The 19,580-nt window shown below is 53.3% G+C and carries 18 protein-coding genes and 1 riboswitch; of the genes, 9 read left to right on the top strand and 9 right to left on the bottom strand.

Features of this window, described 5'->3' with window-relative positions; all coding sequences use genetic code 11:
• Window positions 1–163 precede the first annotated feature (163 nt).
• Window positions 164–1,525: a prephenate-dependent tRNA uridine(34) hydroxylase TrhP gene (gene trhP / locus OGW13_RS18525; protein ID WP_043000166.1), complete on the top strand. Its 1,362-nt coding sequence runs from the start codon at window positions 164–166 to the stop codon at window positions 1,523–1,525.
• Window positions 1,526–1,808: 283 nt separating this feature from the next.
• A complete protein-coding gene (gene yegS / locus OGW13_RS18520) occupies window positions 1,809–2,708 on the top strand; it encodes a lipid kinase YegS (RefSeq protein WP_043000165.1) in 900 nt (299 codons plus the stop codon).
• Here yegS and fbaB read toward each other — a convergent pair.
• Window positions 2,705–3,757 (bottom strand): class I fructose-bisphosphate aldolase, encoded by a 1,053-nt coding sequence (gene fbaB / locus OGW13_RS18515; protein WP_043000164.1) that lies wholly within the window; start codon window positions 3,755–3,757, stop codon window positions 2,705–2,707. The two genes, yegS and fbaB, sit on opposite strands and share 4 nt — an antisense overlap.
• Window positions 3,758–4,007: 250 nt before the next feature.
• Here fbaB and OGW13_RS18510 point away from each other — a divergent pair, with 250 nt between their 5' ends.
• From OGW13_RS18510 to OGW13_RS18500, 3 genes are read left to right on the top strand one after another with little or no spacing between them, the layout of a single operon-like run.
• Window positions 4,008–5,279 carry a nucleoside permease gene (locus OGW13_RS18510; RefSeq protein WP_044258683.1) on the top strand — a complete coding sequence of 424 codons (1,272 nt, stop codon included), beginning with the start codon at window positions 4,008–4,010 and terminating at the stop codon, window positions 5,277–5,279.
• Window positions 5,276–6,280, top strand: coding sequence for an ADP-ribosylglycohydrolase family protein (locus OGW13_RS18505; RefSeq protein WP_043000162.1), 1,005 nt, complete (start codon window positions 5,276–5,278; stop codon window positions 6,278–6,280). Before OGW13_RS18510 ends, OGW13_RS18505 begins: the two co-directional genes overlap by 4 nt.
• Window positions 6,277–7,242 carry a PfkB family carbohydrate kinase gene (locus OGW13_RS18500; RefSeq protein ID WP_099433296.1) on the top strand — a complete coding sequence of 322 codons (966 nt, stop codon included), beginning with the start codon at window positions 6,277–6,279 and terminating at the stop codon, window positions 7,240–7,242. The genes OGW13_RS18505 and OGW13_RS18500 overlap by 4 nt, the downstream gene beginning before the upstream one ends.
• Here OGW13_RS18500 and OGW13_RS18495 read toward each other — a convergent pair.
• The 4 genes from OGW13_RS18495 to OGW13_RS18480 form a co-directional block, all read right to left on the bottom strand.
• Window positions 7,216–7,962: a GntR family transcriptional regulator gene (locus OGW13_RS18495; protein WP_043000160.1), complete on the bottom strand. Its 747-nt coding sequence runs from the start codon at window positions 7,960–7,962 to the stop codon at window positions 7,216–7,218. The genes OGW13_RS18500 and OGW13_RS18495 overlap by 27 nt on opposite strands.
• Before the next feature lie 41 nt (window positions 7,963–8,003).
• Window positions 8,004–8,804 (bottom strand): bifunctional hydroxymethylpyrimidine kinase/phosphomethylpyrimidine kinase, encoded by an 801-nt coding sequence (gene thiD, locus OGW13_RS18490; protein WP_099433297.1) that lies wholly within the window; start codon window positions 8,802–8,804, stop codon window positions 8,004–8,006.
• Window positions 8,801–9,589 (bottom strand): hydroxyethylthiazole kinase, encoded by a 789-nt coding sequence (gene thiM, locus OGW13_RS18485; protein WP_043000158.1) that lies wholly within the window; start codon window positions 9,587–9,589, stop codon window positions 8,801–8,803. Before thiM ends, thiD begins: the two co-directional genes overlap by 4 nt.
• 31 nt (window positions 9,590–9,620) lie before the next feature.
• Window positions 9,621–9,718, bottom strand: a riboswitch (TPP riboswitch).
• 257 nt (window positions 9,719–9,975) lie between these two features.
• Window positions 9,976–10,419, bottom strand: a complete 444-nt coding sequence (locus OGW13_RS18480; protein WP_287116343.1) for a hypothetical protein — start codon at window positions 10,417–10,419, stop codon at window positions 9,976–9,978.
• Between the two features lie 729 nt (window positions 10,420–11,148).
• Between OGW13_RS18480 and rcnB the strand changes: the two genes are divergently transcribed.
• Entirely contained in the window at window positions 11,149–11,475 is a 327-nt protein-coding gene (gene rcnB / locus OGW13_RS18475; protein WP_043000157.1) for a Ni(II)/Co(II) efflux transporter accessory subunit RcnB, read from the top strand.
• Between the two features lie 212 nt (window positions 11,476–11,687).
• Here the strand turns inward: rcnB and apbC are convergent, their stop codons facing one another.
• A complete protein-coding gene (gene apbC, locus OGW13_RS18470; RefSeq protein WP_043000156.1) occupies window positions 11,688–12,797 on the bottom strand; it encodes an iron-sulfur cluster carrier protein ApbC in 1,110 nt (369 codons plus the stop codon).
• Window positions 12,798–12,962: 165 nt separating this feature from the next.
• On the opposite strand from apbC, the gene metG reads away from it, so the two are divergent.
• A complete protein-coding gene (metG, locus tag OGW13_RS18465; protein WP_044266118.1) occupies window positions 12,963–14,996 on the top strand; it encodes a methionine--tRNA ligase in 2,034 nt (677 codons plus the stop codon).
• 203 nt (window positions 14,997–15,199) lie between these two features.
• Window positions 15,200–15,658, top strand: a complete 459-nt coding sequence (locus tag OGW13_RS18460) for a YehR family lipoprotein (RefSeq protein WP_287116342.1) — start codon at window positions 15,200–15,202, stop codon at window positions 15,656–15,658.
• Window positions 15,659–15,702: 44 nt separating this feature from the next.
• Here OGW13_RS18460 and OGW13_RS18455 read toward each other — a convergent pair whose 3' ends face one another.
• From OGW13_RS18455 to OGW13_RS18445, 3 genes are read right to left on the bottom strand one after another with little or no spacing between them, the layout of a single operon-like run.
• Window positions 15,703–16,173, bottom strand: coding sequence for a YehS family protein (locus OGW13_RS18455; RefSeq protein ID WP_043001885.1), 471 nt, complete (start codon window positions 16,171–16,173; stop codon window positions 15,703–15,705).
• 46 nt (window positions 16,174–16,219) lie between these two features.
• Complete coding sequence (gene btsR, locus OGW13_RS18450; RefSeq protein ID WP_043000153.1) at window positions 16,220–16,939, bottom strand: two-component system response regulator BtsR; 720 nt, start codon at window positions 16,937–16,939, stop codon at window positions 16,220–16,222.
• Window positions 16,932–18,620, bottom strand: coding sequence for a sensor histidine kinase (locus OGW13_RS18445; RefSeq protein ID WP_043000152.1), 1,689 nt, complete (start codon window positions 18,618–18,620; stop codon window positions 16,932–16,934). Before OGW13_RS18445 ends, btsR begins: the two co-directional genes overlap by 8 nt.
• A gap of 223 nt (window positions 18,621–18,843) precedes the next feature.
• Here OGW13_RS18445 and mlrA point away from each other — a divergent pair, with 223 nt between their 5' ends.
• Window positions 18,844–19,575, top strand: a complete 732-nt coding sequence (gene mlrA, locus OGW13_RS18440) for an HTH-type transcriptional regulator MlrA (protein ID WP_043000151.1) — start codon at window positions 18,844–18,846, stop codon at window positions 19,573–19,575.
• Window positions 19,576–19,580: the final 5 nt, after the last annotated feature.

The following is a 19,580-nucleotide window of genomic DNA, read 5'->3' as shown; positions in this document are numbered from 1 at the left end:
GGTAGCGCAAATAGTGGCCCGATAACGCCGCGTTATCGGACCCGGCGTTTTCCTTTACCTCGTTTACCCGCAGCGCTACAATGCCCGCCCTTAACGTGAGGACTCTCCTCTAGCCGCTTCATCAGGTGAAGCGGATCTGACCTGTCATCAGAACGAGAACATTATGTTTAAACCGGAACTCCTTTCCCCGGCGGGAACGCTGAAAAATATGCGTTACGCTTTCGCCTATGGCGCAGATGCCGTCTATGCGGGCCAGCCGCGCTACTCGCTGCGCGTGCGCAATAACGAATTCAACCACGAGAATCTGCAGCGCGGCATTAATGAAGCCCATGAGCTAGGGAAAAAATTCTACGTGGTGGTCAACATCGCCCCGCACAATGCGAAGCTGAAAACCTTTATCCGCGATTTGAAGCCGGTGGTGGAAATGGGTCCGGATGCCCTGATCATGTCCGATCCGGGTCTTATCATGCTGGTTCGTGAGAATTTCCCGGAAATGCCGATTCACCTCTCGGTCCAGGCCAACGCCGTGAACTGGGCGACGGTAAAATTCTGGCAATCGATGGGGCTGACCCGTGTGATTCTGTCGCGCGAACTGTCGCTGGAAGAGATTGAAGAGATCCGCAACCAGGTACCGGAGATGGAGATTGAGATCTTCGTTCACGGCGCACTGTGCATGGCCTATTCTGGTCGCTGCCTGCTTTCCGGTTACATCAATAAGCGCGACCCGAACCAGGGCACCTGTACCAACGCCTGCCGCTGGGAATATAACGTACAGGAAGGCAAAGAAGATGTGGTCGGTAATATCGTCCACAAATACGAGCCGATTCCGGTACAAAACGTGGAGCCGACGCTGGGTATCGGCGCGCCAACCGATAAAGTGTTTATGATTGAAGAGGCCCAGCGCCCGGGCGAATACATGACCGCGTTCGAAGACGAGCACGGCACTTACATCATGAACTCGAAAGATCTGCGTGCCATTGCCCACGTTGAACGCCTGACGCAGATGGGCGTGCACTCGCTGAAAATTGAAGGCCGCACCAAATCCTTCTACTACTGCGCGCGTACCGCACAGGTTTATCGTAAAGCGATTGACGACGCCGCTGCCGGTAAGCCGTTTGATCCGCAGTTGTTGGAAACGCTGGAAGGTCTGGCGCACCGTGGTTACACCGAAGGTTTTCTGCGTCGCCACACCCATGACGATTATCAGAACTACGAATACGGTTACTCGGTATCCGAGCGTCAGCAGTTCGTGGGTGAGTTTACCGGTGAGCGCAATGGCGACCTCGCGGCCGTGGCAGTGAAAAATAAATTCTCCGTCGGCGACAGCCTGGAACTGATGACCCCACAGGGCAACGTGAACTTCACGTTAGCGCAGATGGAAAACGCCAAAGGCGAGCCAATGCCAGTGGCGCCGGGGGACGGTTATACCGTATGGATCCCTGTTCCACAGGATCTGATGCTGGATTATGCACTGTTAATGCGCAATTTTTCCGGCGAATCGACGCGAAATCCGCACGCTAAATAGTTAATCAGGGTTATTTTTTCACGCCAGGAGGAATCTTAGAAACCGATCACATACCGCTTCGTTCATTAAGGGTATTATCCGTTTCGCTGAAAAACATAACCCATAAATGCTAGCTGTACCAGGAACCACCTCCTTAGCCTGCGTAATCTCCCTTACGCAGGCTTATTTTTTTGCGGCCTGAATCGTATATTGTGTGCGTATTTTAAGCCTGTTCTGACCTCCCCTTTTCGTTTCTGCTATACACTTTCTTCATAGATTCCAAAAACAAACAGGCAAAAAAGGAATGGATCATTTTCCCTCCAGCGTATTGATTCTGAATGGTAAAAGTGCTGATAACCCCGTACTGCGGGACGCCATTGGGCTGCTCCGTGACGAAGGAGTAGAGATTCACGTTCGCGTTACCTGGGAAAAAGGCGATGCGCAGCGCTATGTCGAAGAGGCTCGTCGTCTGGGCGTTGAAACGGTGATCGCCGGCGGCGGTGACGGCACGATTAACGAAGTATCGACAGCGCTGATCCAGTGTGAGGGGGCCGATATTCCCGCACTGGGCATTCTGCCACTGGGCACCGCCAATGACTTTGCCACCAGCGTCGGGATCCCCGAGGAGTTAGATAAGGCGCTGAAGCTGGCGATTGTCGGTAACGCCATTGAGATTGATATGGCGCAAGTCAACGATAAAACCTGTTTTATCAATATGGCAACCGGTGGTTTTGGTACGCGCATCACCACCGAGACGCCGGAAAAACTGAAAGCGGCGCTGGGCGGCGTGTCATACATCATTCACGGCCTGATGCGCATGGATACGCTAAAACCGGACCGTTGCGAAATCCGTGGTGAGAACTTCCACTGGCAGGGTGATGCGCTGGTGATTGGGATTGGTAATGGGCGTCAGGCTGGCGGCGGTCAGCAGTTGTGTCCGAATGCGTTGATCAACGACGGTTTGCTGCAACTGCGGATTTTCACCGGGGAAGAGATCCTGCCCGCGCTATTTTCCACCCTGAAACCACAAGAGGAAAACCCCAATATCATCGACGGCGCTTCAGCCTGGTTTGATATCCGGGCACCGCATGACATTACCTTTAATCTTGATGGCGAACCGCTGAGCGGACAGGAATTTCATATCGAAATCCTGCCCGCCGCGTTGCGGTGTCGACTGCCGCCGGATTGCCCGCTACTGCGTTAAGCAATCGTCACTTTGTTATCGAGATAGACATCCTGCACGGCGTTGATCAATTTCACGCCGTCAGCCATCGATTTTTTGAAAGCTTTACGACCCAGAATCAACCCCATCCCGCCTGCACGTTTGTTGATTACCGCCGTACGTACCGCGTCGCTCAGGTCAGTTTCGCCGCCTGCCGCGCCGCCGGAGTTAATCAACCCGGCACGCCCCATGTAGCAGTTTGCCAGTTGATAGCGCACCAGATCGATCGGGTTCTCTGTGGTCAGTTTGCTGTAGACGCGATCGTCGGTGTAGCCATAATTCACGGCTTTGTATCCGCCGTTATTTTCCGCCATTTTCTGTTTGACGATATCCGCACCAATGGTTGCCGCCAGATGGTTCGCCTGCCCGGTTAAGTCGGCGGAGACGTGGTAATCGACGCCCTCTTTTTTGAACGCGGCATTTCGCAGATAGGCCCACAGTACGGTGACCATACCCAGCTCATGCGCCCGTTCAAAGGCGGCGGAAATCTCTTCAATCTGCCGACGTGACTCTTCTGAACCAAAGTAGATGGTTGCGCCTACGGCCACCGCCCCCAGATTGAACGCTTGCTCTACGCTGGCATACAGCGTCTGGTCGTAGGTATTCGGATAGCTGAGGGTTTCGTTATGGTTGAGTTTCACCAGAAACGGAATGCGATGCGCGTAACGACGCGAGACGGAAGCCAGTACGCCATAGGTTGAGGCCACACAGTTACATCCGGCTTCGATCGCCAGTTCAACGATGTTTTTCGGGTCGAAATAGAGCGGGTTGGCGGCAAACGACGCCCCTGCCGAGTGTTCCACTCCCTGATCGACCGGTAAAATGGACAGGTAACCCGTTCCCCCCAGACGCCCGGTGTTATACAACGTCTGCATGTTACGCAGTACCGCAGGCGGACGGTTGTTGTCCACCATCACGCGGTCGACGTAATCATGTCCGGGCAGATAGAGTTGGTCTGAGGGTATGGTCATGCAACGATGCTGTAAGAGGCTGTCGGCGTCTTTGCCAAGCAACTGCGCAATATCAGTCATAGTTATGCTCCCGTAAGTTCCGAATGCGTCGGAATGTGGATTGTCCTGACCCGCGTTTTGCGGGCAGCCATAAGTCTGGTACCGACCGACCATTTTTTCCATCTTTCGGGGATTTTTCAGCGCTATCTGCTGGCACGATTCACTGACGATAAAGTGTTAAGACGGTCAAGGTTTCACCTTAAAGGTATTTAAAAGGTATTATTAAATGGTACTGTCATGACGTACCTTACCTGTCATGAAGGATTTAAAGATGAAAACTACAGTGAAACTGTCGTTCATGATGTTCGTTGAATGGTTTATCTGGGGAGCCTGGTTTGTTCCGCTCTGGCTCTGGTTGAGTAAAAGTGGTTTTACCGCCGGTGAGATTGGCTGGTCTTATGCCTGTACGGCGATCGCCGCAATTCTGTCGCCGATCCTCGTGGGCTCGCTGACCGACCGTTTCTTCTCGGCGCAAAAAGTGCTGGCAGTTCTGATGTTCGCCGGTGCGGTACTGATGTATTTTGCCGCTCAGCAGACGACGTTCGGTGGATTCTTCCCGCTGCTGCTGGCCTATTCGCTCACCTATATGCCAACCATTGCGCTGACCAACAGCATCGCGTTTGCTAACGTACCGGACGTGGAGCGTGACTTCCCGCGCATCCGCGTAATGGGCACCATCGGCTGGATTGCCTCTGGTCTCGCCTGTGGATTCCTGCCACAGATGCTGGGCTATAATGACATCTCGCCAACCAACATCCCGCTGCTGGTGACGGCGGCCAGCTCTGCGCTGCTGGGTGTGTTTGCCTTCTTTCTGCCGGATACCCCGCCGAAAAGCACCGGCAAGATGGACGTCAAAGTCATGCTGGGCCTGGATGCGCTGATCCTGCTGCGTGATAAAAACTTCCTCGTCTTTTTCTTCTGCTCGTTCCTTTTCGCGATGCCACTGGCGTTCTATTACATCTTCGCCAATGGGTATCTGACCGAAGTGGGGATGAAAAACGCCACCGGCTGGATGACCCTCGGTCAGTTCTCCGAAATCTTCTTTATGCTGGCGCTGCCTTTCTTTACGAAACGCTTTGGTATTAAGAAGGTATTGCTACTTGGTCTTATCACCGCGGCGATCCGCTACGGCTTTTTCATCTACGGCAGCGCAGACGAATATTTCACCTATGCCCTGCTGTTCCTCGGTATTTTGCTGCACGGCGTGAGCTATGACTTTTATTACGTGACGGCATACATCTACGTCGATAAAAAAGCGCCAGTGCATATGCGTACCGCCGCACAGGGGTTGATTACGCTCTGCTGTCAGGGCTTCGGCAGCCTGCTGGGCTACCGTCTCGGCGGCGTGATGATGGAAAAAATGTTTGCTTATCCGGAGCCGGTCAATGGCCTGACCTTCAACTGGGCGGGCATGTGGACATTCGGGGCGGTGATGATCGCCGTGATAGCCCTACTATTCATGATTTTCTTTCGCGAATCGGACAAAGAAATTACCGCTATTGAGGTTCGCGAGACTGCGTTGACACAAGGGGAAGTAAAATGAAAGCAGAACGTATTCTCGGTGCTCTTTACGGGCAGGCGTTAGGGGATGCGATGGGTATGCCGTCAGAACTGTGGCCAAGAACCCGCGTCAAAGCACACTTTGGCTGGATTGACCGCTTTCTGCCGGGCCCAAAAGAAAATAATGCGGCCTGTTATTTTGGCCGCGCAGAATTTACCGACGATACCTCAATGGCGCTCTGTCTGGCGGATGCTCTGCTGGAACGCGACGGCGAGATCGACCCGGACCTGATTGGACGGAACATTCTCGACTGGGCGTTGCGCTTTGACGCCTTCAATAAAAACGTTCTCGGGCCGACGTCGAAAATCGCCCTGAACGCGATTCGCGACGGGAAACCGGTAGCAGAACTGGAGAATAACGGCGTCACCAACGGCGCGGCCATGCGCGTATCGCCATTGGGATGCCTGCTGCCCGCCCGCGATCTGGATGCGTTTATTGAGGATATCGCGCTGGCCTCCAGCCCGACGCACAAATCCGATCTGGCTATCGCCGGTGCGGTGGTGGTGGCATGGGCGATTTCACGGGCGATTGAGGGTGATTCCTGGGCCGCAATTGTTGACTCGCTTCCCGCCATCGCCCTGCACGCCCAGCAAAAGCGCATTACTACGTTCAGCGCATCGCTTTGTGCGCGTCTGGAGATGGCGCTGAAAATTGTGCGTAATGCTGACGGAGCCGAAGCGGCCAGCGAACAGTTGTATCAGGTGATTGGCGCCGGAACCAGCACGATCGAATCGGTGGCCTGCGCCATCGCGATGGTCGAACTGGCGCAAACGGATCCCAATCGCTGCGCCATTTTGTGTGCCAACCTCGGCGGCGATACCGATACCATTGGAGCAATGGCAACAGCCATTTGCGGCGCGTTGCAGGGTATAGGTGCCATCAACCCGGTATGGAAACAAGAGCTGGATACGGTCAATCAGCTCGATTTCAACCGCTATGCGACGGCGCTTGCTCGTCTGCGCCAACGTCGGGAGGCGTCATGAACACTTCACGTTTAGCCGAACTGTTGCCGGGGTTAACGACCCGCCATCCGGTCACGGTTATCGGCGCGGCGGTCATCGATGTCATCGCTGATGCCTATGCCCTGCCCTGGCGCGGGTGTGACATTGAACTGAAACAGCAAGGCGTTAACGTCGGCGGCTGCGCGCTGAACATCGCCGTGGCGCTGAAACGGCTGGGTATTGATGCCGGTAACGCCCTGCCGCTGGGCCAGGGAGTATGGGCGGAGATCATTCGTAACCGGATGGCGAAAGAAGGGTTACACAGCCTCATCAAGACCACACAAGGTGATAACGGCTGGTGCCTTGCGCTGGTCGAACCGGATGGCGAGCGCACGTTTATGTCATTCAGCGGCGTGGAGAACCAGTGGAATACCGACTGGCTGGCCCAGCTCACCATCCCACCTGACAGCCTGATTTATCTTTCGGGCTATCAACTCTCCTCACCCTGCGGCGAGCTGTTGGTGCAGTGGCTGGAAGGGCTGGATCGCGTTATGCCGTTTATCGATTTTGGCCCGCGCATTGGCGATATTCCTGATGCACTGATGTCACGCATTCTGGCTTGTCGCCCTCTGGTGTCGCTCAATCGTCAGGAAGCCGAAATCGCGGCGGAGCGGTTTGGTCTCAGCCAGGATGTGGAAGACTTAGGTGCGCAATGGGTGAAGCAATTTTCTGCGCCGTTAATCGTGCGCCATGACAAAGAAGGCGCCTGGTACTTCAGCGCGCAATCTTCCGGATGCGTACCCGCCTTCCCGACAACGGTCGTTGACACGATTGGCGCCGGTGACAGCCACGCGGGCGGCATGCTGGCCGGGCTGGCGTCGGGCTGGTCGCTGGCGGATGCCGTGCTGCTCGGCAACGCCGTGGCATCGTGGGTGGTTGGACATCGCGGCGGTGACTGTGCGCCGTTTCGCGAGGCGTTACTCCTCGCACACAAAGACGTATAAATCGCTTCGGCAGTAGCTGATGCTGTACTCGATGGGCCGCTGCTGTTGGTCAAGCGCTACCTGTTTGATCACCAGCACCGGCACTTTGCTGTCCATCTGGATATGCGACTGGAACTCAGCATCCGGCATCTTTGCACTCACCCGTGAGCGCGTGCGCTGGGGATGGATATGCTGGCTGCGGAAATAGTCGTACAGCGATATGCCAATTTCATCGGCATCATGAATAAGATGCGCGGGCACCCACGACTCCTCGATAGAAACCGCGTCCTCATCAACGTAGCGGATGCGCTTAAGCAGAAACACATCGCTGCCGGCAGCAATCGCCAGCTGTTGCGCCACCTCTTCCGGACACTTAACCACCCGTTTGTTGACCCATAAGGTGTCCGGCTTTTTCCCGCGCAGCACCACCTGTTGAGAAAACCCACGCGCCTCTTTCAGCGAATATTCAAAGATGTTGTTGATCTGCGTGCCGTAGCCGCGAGCACGCGTCACCACGCCTTCTTCTTCCAGCGCCTGCATCGCTTTGCGCACCGTGATGCGCGAAACGCCCGTTAACTGACTGAGATCGCGTTCGCCAGGCAAAATGTTGCCATGCGCAATCACACCACTGCGCACGGCATTTTTCACCGTTTCGGCAAACTTGATATACAGCGGGGTATTATCCACCGCTGAAATACGTTCGTTCAGTTGCGCGATAAGTTGAGTATGCGCTTGTTCCATGAGTCTTTTTCCTGACAGCCAGTCTGCTGCCAGTATATACGCTACCAATACGCGTGGAAATGATGAACCGGCCCGATGCCGTGTCCAACCTCCAGTGTGTCAGCCTGCGCGAGCGCCGCCGACAGCCAGACTTTCGCCTCCTGCACTGTCCCGGCCCAGTCAGCATGCCGTGGACGCAGCGCGGCCAGCGCCGCAGAGAGCGTACATCCGGTGCCGTGCGTGTTTTTGGTCATCACCCGCGGTGCGGTAAAGCGCTGTTCACCGGTCGCTGTAAAGAGCCAGTCAGGACTTTGTTCATCGTCCAGATGACCGCCTTTCATCAACACTGCGCCACAGCCCATCGCCAGCAACGCCCGCCCCTGTTCCAGCATCTCTTGTTCTGTTCGTGCGTGCGGGCAATCCAGCAGCGCTGCCGCTTCGGGCAGATTGGGCGTAATGAGTGAAACCTGTGGCAACAGTCGCCTGCGCAATGTCTCAACGGCGGAAATCGACAATAACGGATCGCCACTTTTCGCCAGCATGACTGTGTCGAGTACGACATTCTGCACCTGATGGCGTTCCAGTCGCTCCGCCACCGCCTCAACGATATCGGTTTCCGCCAGCATACCGATTTTGGTGGTATCAATGCGCACATCGCTGAACACCGAATCGAGCTGGGCGGCGACAAAATCCGGTTCAATGCGATACACCGACTGCACGCCGCGTGTATTCTGCGCCACCAGCGCGGTAATTACCGCACAGCCGTAAGCGCCGAGCGCCGAGAAGGTTTTCAGATCGGCCTGAATACCGGCGCCGCCGCTGGGATCGGTACCGGCAATGGTCAGTGCGTTAATCCGCTTCATGCTGCGACCTCCGCATCCAGGGTGTAGAGCGCATCGAGAAAGGCCGGAAGAAAACTGCCGGGTCCGTGACAGATTTTGCTGGCGTGCTGTCCTGCCAGTTTCATCCATCCACAGGCGGACGCGATGTTTTCGATCCGGTTTCCGGGTAGCGCGCAGCTGGCGGCGACCACGGCAGAAAGCGCACAGCCAGTGCCCACGACTTTCGTCATCAGCGGATCGCCGCCGGTGACGCTCAGAGTGCGCTCGCCGTCGGTGATGTAATCCACTTCGCCGGTGACTACCACAACAGCGCCGGTGTGGCGTGCCAGAATCTGCGCCGCCGGCAGAGCCGTTGCAACCGGGTCGGTAGCATCCACTCCACGCCCCCCAGCGCTTTCACCGGCTAACGCCAGGATCTCAGAGGCGTTACCGCGAATGGCAGCCGGTGTTAAGGCAAGGAGTTCTAGGCAGAAACGGCGACGGTATTCAAGCGCGCCTACGGCAACCGGGTCCAGTGTCCATGGAGTTTTGGCGCTGTTTGCCTGCTCAACCGCCGCCCGCATTGCATGTGCACGCGGTTGTGTCAACGTGCCGACGTTGATGAGCAACGCGCTGGCAAGGGCTGCAAACTGGCGAGCTTCTTCGGGCTCAATCACCATCGCCGGAGAAGCCCCCAGCGCCAGTAGCGTATTGGCGGTAAAACTCTGCACGACGTCATTGGTCATACAATGTGTTAACGGAGAAAGGGTACGAAAATCTTGTAAGGTACGAACCGCATGTTCGCGGCTGTGCAGGTCAGGCTGCATGGTTACGCTCCTGCCCGCGCGAAGAAGGGACACGAACAGTGTCTGACTTCCCTACGCTGGCATTATCCAGATCAGGTGGTACGGGTATTTCTCAGCCCTTCGTGAAAAGGGGCACCCCGAGTCATTAACGAAATTTTTCTGCGTGACGGTCAGGTCACTCGCGTGATGATACCCTCACTGCCCCGATTTGTAACCCTTTCGCTACTCTGCATTTACCTGTTCAGCCTGAACATCAATAGTGAAAGCCGCCACCCGCACGGCGGCAATATCCTCTTATACCGCGTCAACCATTGGTTGGGCATGAGCAACGGCTTGTTGTGCCTGCGCAATATCAGAAGCATCTGCGGAAAAGGACGTTAGCGGAATAAGCGCTAACAGATAATTTCTCATTTCGCCCACCCCAAAAACTGTCTCTGTTCGTTCAGCACGGCTAACCGTCCGTTGGTGTACACGACAAAATAGTGCAACCCTTGTTGATAGACTGTCGCTTTTTCCTCTTTCTCGATAACTGCAGCATGAGCTCCATCAATATCAAGCCCGGTGCTCACCTTTTTAATTTCCATGCCTTCAAAGTGATATATGTTTTTTTTCTTTGCCGCCTGAGCGTGTTGCTTTACCGCTTCACGTGCATTCACATACGCGTTTTGCTCCGCGTTATTGATAATCATCTGTTGATTAGACTGTTCTACCTGATAGCAGACATCACGACTGACGCCTTTGGCTTCACAGCGCGCCAGGCGCTGCTCTTCCGACACACAGCCGGACAGAATACAGACAACCAAAAGCGAAAATACCGCCTTTTTTATATTTAACTGTTTCATCACTGCCATCACCATCATTAATTAACAAAATAATATCACCCTGCAAAAGCAGCGTGTTTTTATATCACTATTTAGTGCGCAGAATATTTAGGCCGCTTTCATCTGTCAATATAATTTACGGAAATTAAGATCAAATAACTTAGAGGATGCATGACACCAGGATAAATCCGAAGAAAATAGTTATTCGCCGTCTTCAAATTTGCAATTAATTAACGTAACAAATACAAAAGACTAATGTCATCAAAACGATGATTCTTAATAACTATTCAGCGTGTTTTCCATGATCTTTATCAATATTGACAATTCAGGAATAATCCATAGTTTTATTTCAATCTGTTTATATGTTGACATTAATTAATTGTTATAGCTAGACAATTCTCAACAACATCGTCTTTAATACGTATTTAAAAATGAGCCTCCGGATAGTGAAGTTAATTATTTTTCATTTTTTCCTGCACACCCTTATTATCAGTGCGGGTTTTATTGCAGGCGTGATGTACGCTGAACGTCTGCATTTTTGCATATGGGGCTAATCCACTGTTAGCCTGTGTTCCGAAAGGCATCGCCCCTCTCCCCGTATTTGGCGATTTTCTTCTATAGTGCATGTCAGACTAATAAATTTTACATTTTTTACGAATTTTTCGGGAATCTAACAAACCCGCGCTTGTCAGTTATCATGAAGGCCGGGAAAGATACACGACTGATTTTGAGGGTCCTAACAGTGGAGAGCGTAGAAGTATGAAGAATAAATTGGTGGTAGGCGCGCTGCTGCTCGCATCCAGCGCGGTCTGGGCCGCACCAGCTACAGCCGTCCCCGCGAAGGGGATTGATCAATATGAACTCAGTGGTTTCATCGCCGACTTTACCCACTTCAAGCCTGGCGATACGGTGCCAGAGATGTATCGCACTGACGAGTACACCATCAAACAGTGGAATCTGCGTAATTTACCTGCGCCAGATGCCGGGACACACTGGACCTACATGGGCGGTGCCTATGTGCTGATCAATGACGCTGACGGTAAAATTATTAAAGCTTACGACGGCGAGATTTTCTATCATCGTTGAGGTTCGCCCCCCTCGGGCTGAGGGGGAATCCAACGCTTATTTTATCGTTAAGGTCATCAGGATAACCCCGCACAGACGGTCAGATTTAAGAAGAACGCCCACGTTATTCAGTGGCTCTGCATAACTCAGATAGCGTTATTCAAATTAGATATTCACCACACCGATATAAAATCAATGCGGTGAATAGAAAGAATAAAACCGATTAGCCGAAATCAGACGGCGCGAAAGGCAATTTCGCCGGGGATGACTTCACCCTGCCAGTAAAGCTGTGCGGCAACACGTCCCGCCAGTTCGCGATACATTACGGTGAAATCACTGTCCGGACGGCTGACCACGGTTGGCGTCCCGCGATCGAGATCTTCACGCAGACTAATATGCAACGGCATTTGTCCCAACAGTTGCGTGTGATACTGCTCAGCCAGTTTTTGCGCGCCACCGGTACCAAAGATCGGCTCATGATGACCGCAGTTGCTGCAGATATGCATGCTCATGTTTTCGACAATGCCCAGCACCGGCACCTCGACTTTTTCGAACATGACAATGCCTTTTTTAGCGTCAATCAACGCAATATCCTGCGGCGTGGTCACCACAACGGCCCCCGTGACCGGGATGTTTTGTGCCAGCGTCAGCTGGATATCACCAGTACCCGGCGGCATGTCCAGCACGAGGTAATCCAGATCCGGCCACAGCGTCTCTTGTAGCATCTGCATCAGCGCTTTACTGGCCATCGGCCCACGCCACACCATCGCGTTATCATCAGTGACCAGATAACCGATGGAGTTCGTCGCCAGCCCGTGAGACATGATCGGTGCCATATGGGTACCATCCGGCGAGGTTGGGCGCTGGTTTTCCGCCCCCAGCATAGTTGGGATCGACGGACCATAAATGTCGGCGTCCAGAATCCCTACTTTCGCCCCTTCTGCCGCTAATGCCAGCGCCAGGTTTACCGCAGTCGACGATTTACCGACGCCGCCTTTGCCGGAGCTGACGGCGATAATGTTCTTCACGCCGTTCACGCCCGGCTGATTTTTCACGCGCTTCAGGGTGGCGATGTTGTGAGAAAGCTTCCAGTCGATCGCCTTCGCCCCGGTAATTCGCAGCAGATCAGCGCTACATTGCTCTTTTAACACCTCAAAGGCACTGTGCCAGACGAACGGCATGACCAGTTCAACGTGCAGCGTGTCATCCATCCAGGCGACGTGGTGTAACGCTTTAAGTGTCGTCAGGTTATGCTTCAGGGTGGGGTGCTGAAAATTGGCCAGCGTCCCGGCGACCATGGCGCGCAGGGTTTCTGGTGATTTGGCCTGGGATTGTGCGTTCATCCCGACTCCTTTTTGTTGTTCTGAAAAGGTCAATTGTAGTGAGGTAGTGTACTCCAGCGGTAACAATTATTCATTTGTGGTTTGATGCCCTTAATTCTTGGCGTAGTTATTCCCTTTCAGGTAACATCAGAACCCCCTTTCAACAGAGAAGAAGTAACATCTACTATGACTCAAGTCGCGAAGAAAATTCTGGTAACGTGCGCGCTGCCGTACGCCAACGGCTCAATCCACCTCGGCCATATGCTGGAGCACATCCAGGCTGATGTCTGGGTCCGTTACCAACGAATGCGCGGCCACGAGGTCAACTTCATCTGCGCCGACGACGCCCACGGCACGCCGATCATGCTGAAAGCACAGCAGCTTGGCATCACTCCGGAGCAGATGATTGGTGAAATGAGTCAGGAGCACCAGACGGATTTCGCCGGGTTCAACATCAGCTATGACAACTACCACTCCACGCACAGCGACGAGAACCGGGAGTTGTCTGAGCTCATCTATACCCGTCTGAAAGAGAACGGTTTTATTAAGAACCGCACCATTTCTCAGCTCTACGATCCGGAAAAAGGTATGTTCCTGCCGGATCGTTTTGTGAAAGGCACCTGCCCGAAATGTAAATCACCGGATCAGTATGGCGACAACTGCGAAGTGTGCGGCGCGACCTATAGCCCGACGGAGCTGATCGAGCCGAAGTCTGTGGTCTCTGGCGCAACGCCGGTGATGCGTGACTCCGAACACTTCTTCTTTGACCTGCCCTCTTTCAGCGAAATGCTACAGGCGTGGACCCGTAGCGGCGCGCTGCAGGAGCAGGTGGCGAACAAAATGCAGGAATGGTTTGAATCCGGCCTGCAGCAGTGGGATATCTCCCGCGATGCCCCTTACTTTGGTTTTGAAATCCCGAATGCGCCGGGCAAATATTTCTATGTCTGGCTGGATGCGCCAATCGGCTACATGGGCTCTTTCAAAAATCTGTGCGATAAGCGCGGCGATACCGTCAGCTTCGACGAATACTGGAAGAAAGATTCTACTGCCGAACTGTATCACTTCATCGGCAAAGATATCGTCTATTTCCATAGCCTGTTCTGGCCTGCCATGCTGGAAGGCAGCAACTTCCGTAAACCGACGAACCTGTTCGTGCATGGTTATGTCACGGTCAACGGCGCGAAGATGTCCAAATCCCGCGGCACGTTTATTAAGGCCAGCACCTGGTTGAACCATTTTGATGCAGACAGCCTGCGTTACTACTACACTGCGAAGCTCTCTTCGCGCATTGATGATATCGACCTGAATCTGGAAGACTTCGTCCAGCGCGTAAACGCCGATATCGTCAACAAGGTGGTTAACCTCGCCTCCCGTAACGCTGGCTTTATCAACAAACGTTTCGATGGTGTACTGGCGGCTGAACTGGCTGACCCTGCGCTGTATAAAACCTTTACCGATGCAGCGGCTGTGATTGGCGAGGCGTGGGAAAGCCGTGAATTCGGCAAAGCGATCCGTGAAATCATGGCGCTGGCGGATGTCGCGAACCGCTATGTTGACGAACAGGCGCCGTGGGTGGTGGCGAAACAGGAAGGTCGCGACGCCGATCTGCAGGCGATCTGCTCGATGGGCATCAACCTGTTCCGCGTGCTGATGACGTACCTGAAGCCGGTGCTGCCGACGCTGAGCGAGCGCGTTGAAGCATTCCTGAACAGCGAACTGCGTTGGGATGCTATTGCGCAACCGCTTCTGGGCCATAAGGTCAATACTTTCAAAGCTCTGTATAACCGTATCGATATGAAGCAGGTGGAAGCGCTGGTGGAAGCCTCTAAAGAAGAGGTGAAAGCTATGGCAGCTCCGGTAACCGGCCCACTGGCGGACTTCCCGATTCAGGAAACCATTACCTTTGACGATTTCGCGAAAGTCGATCTGCGCGTAGCGTTGATTGAAAACGCTGAATTCGTTGATGGCTCCGATAAACTGCTGCGCCTGACGCTGGATTTGGGCGGCGAGAAGCGTAACGTCTTCTCCGGCATTCGCTCTGCTTATCCGGACCCGCAGGTGCTGATTGGTCGTCATACGGTCATGGTGGCAAACCTGGCGCCGCGTAAAATGCGCTTTGGCATCTCAGAAGGGATGGTGATGGCCGCAGGTCCTGGCGGGACAGACATCTTCCTGCTGACCCCGGATGAAGGCGCAAAGCCTGGACACCAGGTTAAATAAGCCTCTCTAAAGCGCCGCTCTCACGGCGCTTTTTCTTTTGCGTCATATTAATCCAGGCAATAACTCGCATGATTTCAGATTTTTCAATGATCATTATCAGACATATTCAGTAGCCATTTTCCCCTCTCCTGCCTCATTTCTGGTATACATACCCTGCAAGGTTTATTTTTGAGCAGCAGACGTTTAATAAAATGGAGTTTTACATGAAAGCATTAAATACGTTTTTTTCGGTCGTTTTTGCGTCAGTTCTCGTTTTCTCTCTGGCAGGATGTGGCGACAAGGAAGAAAGCAAAACATTCAAAGCGGACGTCAATGGCACTGAGATCGTAATGACCTATACCTACAAGGGTGACAAAGTCATTAAGCAGACCTCAGAGAACAAAATCAACTACACCTCTATCGGGGTAAAAACCAAAGAAGATGCGGCGAAAATCCTCGATCCGATCAGCGAAAAATATCAAAACATTCCTGGCGTGGAAGAAAAGCTGACCTATAAGGATGGCTACGCGGAAGAAACCGTTTCTGTTGACATGGAAAAAGTTGACTTTAAAAAGCTGCAGGGCGTGATGGGTACGCAATTCTCGGGTGACCCAAGCAACGGCATTAGCATGAAACAGAGCCAGAAAATGCTGGAAACCGCTGGCTTTAAAGAAGTGAAATAATCAAACGACGACGACCTGGCATCCAGCCGGGTCGTCGCTTTCTATCAGCCTTTATTGCCGTGCAGACGCGCCGTCAATCCGCGCAGGAAATAACGCATAAACTGATCACCACACTCGCGGTAGTTTTTATGATCCGGAGAACGCATCATGGCGGTGATTTCCGGCATTGAAACGCGAACGTTCTGCTGGGTCATAATCGCCTGAATATCATCCGTTTTCAGTGAAAAAGCGATACGCAGCTTTTTCAGCACCGTATTGTTGTTCACCCGACGCTCAAGCGCCAGTTCAGGCGCTGACTCATCTTTGCCACGCTTCTCGTAAATCAGGCCGTTCAGGAATCCGGAGAGGATAATATCCGGGCAGCGGACAAACCCCTCTTCATCTTCCCTGGTCATCCAGGTGTCGAAACCCGCAGAGGTGGATTCCATGTCGGCCAGCGCAAGAATGCGCACCATGTCGTTATTATTGGCTTTCAGGGCGTAGCGCAGGCTACGAAGAATATCGTTACTTAGCATAGAGCCTTCAACTGTCGATAATGCAATGGCGCGCAGTGTATCAGTTTTACAGGCCAATCGCCTCTTTCAAACTTTTCAGATAGCGGCGACTGACCGGAACAGTTAACCCATTACGCAGTATCAGTTCCGCCTGACCGTTATCTTCCAGACGAATTTCCTGTAACTGCGCCATGTTAACCAGATATTGTCGATGACAGCGCAGCAATGGCGTGCGGCTTTCCAGCGTTCTGAGCGTCAGTTCAGTAAAGCCTTCTTTGCCGTCGCTGCTGGTGACATAAACACCGCTCATGCGACTGCTGACGAAAGCGACATCATCCATTTGCAGCAGATAGATCCGGCTATGGCCGCTACAGGGGATAAACTTCAGCGACTGTTGGTTTTCCGGCAATACCGATACGTCCTGTTTGCTCCGCTCCTGGCGCAGGCGGCTAAGGGTTTTCTCCAGCCGCGCCTCTTCTATCGGTTTAAGCAGATAATCAAAAGCGTGTTCTTCAAAGGCTTTAATTGCGTATTCGTCAAAAGCGGTCAGAAAAACAATATACGGCCGATGCTCCGGGTCGAGCATACCCACCATTTCCAGCCCGCTGATACGCGGCATTTGAATATCCAGAAACAGCACGTCCGGATGCAGTCGATGCACCGCGCCAATCGCTTCTACGGCGTTGGCGCACTCGCCAACGATCTCGATATCACTTTGTTCCTGTAACAGGATCCGCAGATTTTCCCGCGCTAACGGTTCATCATCCACAATCAGCACTTTAATCATGCGTCTCCTCCAGGGGCAGTCGTAGGGTTATTCGGGTAAAGCAATCCGGTTCGCAGACGACGCTAATACCATAATCATCGCCAAACCGTTCACGCAGGCGTTTATCCACCAGATTCATGCCCAGACCGCTGACGTTCGCGGAGGGCTGATACAACCCGGCGTTATCTTCAATATCCAGCATCAAATACTGCCCTTCCTGACGGGCGGTGATGGACACCTCCCCCGTGCCCAACAGTTGCGATGTCCCATGCTTAATGGCGTTTTCGACTATGGGTTGCAGGGTGAAGGCTGGCAACTGTTGATGCGCCAGCGCATCCGGCACGTTTAAACTCACCTGCAACCGCGACTGGAATCGCGCTTTCTCAATTTGCAGATAGGCATTCACGTGCTCAATTTCGTCGGCCAGTGTGACGATCTCCGACGGGCGCTTTAAGTTCTTACGGAAAAAGGTAGAGAGATCCTGTACCAGTTGGCTCGCCTGTTCACTGTCGCGGCGCACCACCGCTTTGATGGTGTTGAGCGCATTAAACAGAAAATGCGGATTGACCTGCGCATGCAGCAGCTTAATTTCTGACTGCGTCAACATCGCTTTCTGACGTTCATATTGTCCAGCAAGGATCTGCGCAGAAAGTAGCTGCGCAATCCCCTCACCCAGCGTTCGGTTAATGGAACTGAACAACCGGTTTTTCGCTTCATAGAGTTTGATGGTGCCCATCACCCGTTGGTTTTCTCCGCGTAAGGGAATGACCAGCGTAGAACCGAGCTTGCACTGTGGATGCAGTGAGCAGCGATACGGCACTTCGTTGCCGTCAGCGTAAACCACCTCGCCCGTCTCGATGGCCCGCAGCGTGTAACCGGAGGAGATCGGCCTGCCCGGCAGGTGATGGTCGTCGCCAATCCCGGTAAAGGCTAACAGCCGCTCGCGGTCAGTAATTGCCACCGCGCCGATATCGAGTTCTTTGTACAGCACCTGCGCCACCTTCATGCTGTTCACTTCGTTGAATCCCTGGCGCAAGATCCCCTCGGTGGAGGCCGCCACTTTCAGCGCAGTAGCGGAAAACGCAGAGGTATATTTTTCAAACATCGCCCGCTTGTCGAGCAAAATACGCATAAACAGCGCCGCGCCGACGGTGTTGGTGACCATCATGGGAGCGGCGATATTGCTGACCAGTCGGTAAGCATCGTCAAACGGCCGGGCTATCAGCAAAATGATCAGCATCTGTACCATTTCGGCGACAAATGTGATCGCCCCGGCCGTCAGCGGATTAAAGACTTTATCCGTGCGTCCTCGCCGCGTCAGCACGCTGTGCACCAGGCCACCCAGCAATCCTTCCACGATGGTGGAGATCATACAACTGAGCGCCGTCATGCCGCCCATTGAGTAGCGGTGCAGACCCCCGGTCAGCCCCACCAGTCCACCCACGACCGGCCCGCCAAGCAGACCGCCCATCACCGCGCCAATTGCCCGTGTGTTGGCGATAGAGTCGTCAATATGCAGACCGAAATAGGTGCCGAGGATACAGAAAATGGAGAAGGTTACGTAGCACAGCAGTTTGTGCGGCAAACGAACGGTTACCTGCATCAATGGTATGAATAAACGAGTTTTACTCATCAGCCATGCGATAACCAAGAACACGCACATCTGCTGAAGCAGCAGCAACACCAGATTAAACTCGTACATACCTGCAGACCACACATCAACTAAAACCGCGTAACATACATCGAGTCGCGGGATCTGTCTTTGAACTGTTGCATAAAATGAGTAATTAGTAAGGGATATCACACAAAAAGTACCGGTGTACTGATAAAACCACCCCTCACCTGAACAAAAAACAGACAAAACTACCTGGTTCGAAAAAGAGCGACTAAAGTTAGACTGGGACCTCGCGAGCAAGGATAAAATAATGGCGCTTTACACCATAGGTGAAGTGGCTTTGCTTTGTGATATTAACCCCGTTACGCTTCGCGCGTGGCAACGGCGTTATGGATTATTGAAACCCCAGCGTACCGACGGGGGGCATCGCCTGTTCAATGATTCGGATATCGACAGGATCCGCGAAATCAAGCACTGGATAGATAACGGGGTGCAGGTCAGCAAAGTCAAAATGCTGTTGAGCAATGAGAACGTAGACCTGCAAAACGGCTGGCGTGAACAACAGGAAATCCTGTTGCACTATCTGCAAAACAACAACCTGCACAACCTGCGGGTCTGGCTGAAAGAGCGTGGCCAGGATTTCCCCGCGCAAACGCTGACCACCCATCTTTTTCTTCCGCTACGTCGACGATTGCAGTGCCAACAGCCGACGCTACTGGCGCTACTGGGGATCCTTGATGGCGTACTGATCAATTACGTCGCCATTTGCCTCGCCTCAGCCAGAAAAAAACAGGGGAAAGATGCGCTGGTGGTGGGCTGGAATATTCACGATACCACGCGTTTGTGGCTGGAAGGCTGGGTCGCCAGTCAGCAGGGATGGCGGGTTGACGTTCTGGCCCATTCGCTGAGCCAGTTTCGCCCGGACCTGTTCGAAGGGCGCACCTTACTGGTGTGGTGCGGTGAAAATCAGACATCGGCGCAGCAACAGCAACTGAATGCCTGGCGTGCGGAAGGGCATGATATTTACCCGCTTGGCATTTAATGATT

Source organism: Citrobacter sp. Ca225, from assembly GCF_030337175.1.
Taxonomy (GTDB): domain Bacteria; phylum Pseudomonadota; class Gammaproteobacteria; order Enterobacterales; family Enterobacteriaceae; genus Citrobacter_A; species Citrobacter_A amalonaticus.
Note: the sequence above shows the minus strand (reverse complement) of the source record. Positions and strands in the feature narration are given on the sequence as shown.